Source organism: Christensenella sp., assembly GCF_034927525.1.
Taxonomy (GTDB): Bacteria; Bacillota; Clostridia; order Christensenellales; family Christensenellaceae; genus Christensenella.
Genome location: NZ_JAYFPU010000271.1, coordinates 1 through 1,687, shown reverse-complemented (window position 1 = coordinate 1,687; position 1,687 = coordinate 1). Strand labels below are relative to the sequence as shown.

2 protein-coding genes are annotated in these 1,687 nt (G+C 34.3%); both read right to left on the bottom strand.

Annotated features, from left to right (window positions below; translation table 11 throughout):
* The coding region (locus VB081_RS11080; RefSeq protein WP_323400877.1) for a hypothetical protein at nt 1-245 on the bottom strand (245 nt) is incomplete at its 3' end.
* 162 nt (nt 246-407) lie between these two features.
* A partial coding sequence (locus tag VB081_RS11075; RefSeq protein WP_323400876.1) for a hypothetical protein occupies nt 408-1,687 on the bottom strand: 1,280 nt, incomplete at its 5' end.

Sequence of the window (1,687 nt, the reverse complement as noted above, 5' to 3'; positions counted from 1 at the left end):
GTTTCGTTAAGTAAAGTTTCACGTAGTTTCGTTAAATCAGCAAAACGTTTGTCTTGCTTGAACAAAGTCAATAAGGATTTTTCATATGGAGCTCTATTTTTTCCCATTGCTTCTACTATGGGGCTTGGTTCAAATTCTAGCCCGTAAGCTAAATAATAATCAATAAGAACACAAGAATCAAAATATATAGCCGGAGTAAATTTAGGTAATAATTTACCTTCGTTGTCTAGAACTTTATCAGTCATATTTTCACCTCTGTCAGGTATTGCATATGCCGCGCTAAAACGAACACTTGCCGATTAAATTGAACACCTATTCCGCTTCAACTTAACATAGTTACCGCATAAATTGTGCATTCCAAGAAAACAAGCTTTGATGCTGTAGCCGCAAAATACCGTTCGAAATTTTTACTTATTTGTTGTAGTTTTTATGGCACTTTCTAACGTTTTGAGAATTTCTTTATCTTCGTCAGAAAGCTCTTTTTCTATTGTTTTTAACCTATCAACACACTGTTTAAAATCAATAAACCTGACTAGATATTCAATGTCAAGATTGAATACCCTACGTACAGAACGGAGCGATTTTTCTCCATAAACAAGTGATTCACTTCCACATGCTCGAAGAAATAAAAGCATATTTTCATCTGAATCAATTTGTCTCTTGCAATATTCCTTGGCTTCTGCCATTCCTCCAAGAATCTCCCAAGCTGATAAAACACTTGGTAAACATTGCGGTATCCAATATGGCTCGTTATTAATTGTGTCTGTGATTTTTTCTCTTATCGACTCAATTAGGATATTCTTGACATCATCTGAAACAACCTTAACATTTTCACTATTTTCAAGTGTTTTCGGTTGCTTTAATAGCAAACCTGAAATTGTAAGGATAGGAATGGTAAAAGCTCTTCCTTCTTTTATTGATTTTGTTAGAACATCTTTATATTCTCCTGTACCAATAAGTTGAAGCATTTCAAGGGCTAAATCTCGGACTTTCCAAAAGAACCATTGAATATCAGAATCCTCAATGAGACTATCTCCAATATCGAAAAATGCTGAAACAAAACTATGAACATTGTCTTTGGGAATATCATTTAGAGACTGTGATAACCTTTCAATAGCCTGTTCCAATTTGTTCCCTGAAGCACTTTTGTATTGCAGTAAGCGGGATGCAATTTTATCTGATGAACAGGAAAAAAGTCTTTTTATTTCAGATTTTGGAACCATTGAATCAGGAAGAGCAAATTTAAAATAAACCGGCAATATTTCTTGATGGCAAATTCTCAGCTCGTTTGCCCACTCTTTTATATCATCAGCGTTAAAATGAATGCCTTTTAAGCAAGGGAAAATCGTCCGCATAAGGCCTTGGGCATTTACCCTTATTTTTTGTGGAAGACTTTTTACCCAATCCTCTTCAAAAGTTTTTTTAATTTCTTCATCCATGTCTGGTTGCCCAGTATTACGAAACTCCATCTTCGTAAATTGATCAGGATAGTCTTTTATCTTTGAATATAGTGTTGGAATGAATATTCTAATTGCTTCAATTGCAATAAAATCGACAGTATTAACTTCACCTTTAACGGCAGGGTAAGTGACTGAAATAGCATTTGTAAAACGGAAAACATCTCTTGGCGACTCAAATAAAAACTTCATATCGCTATAGATTTCGTTCCAATATTCTTGATTTTGTT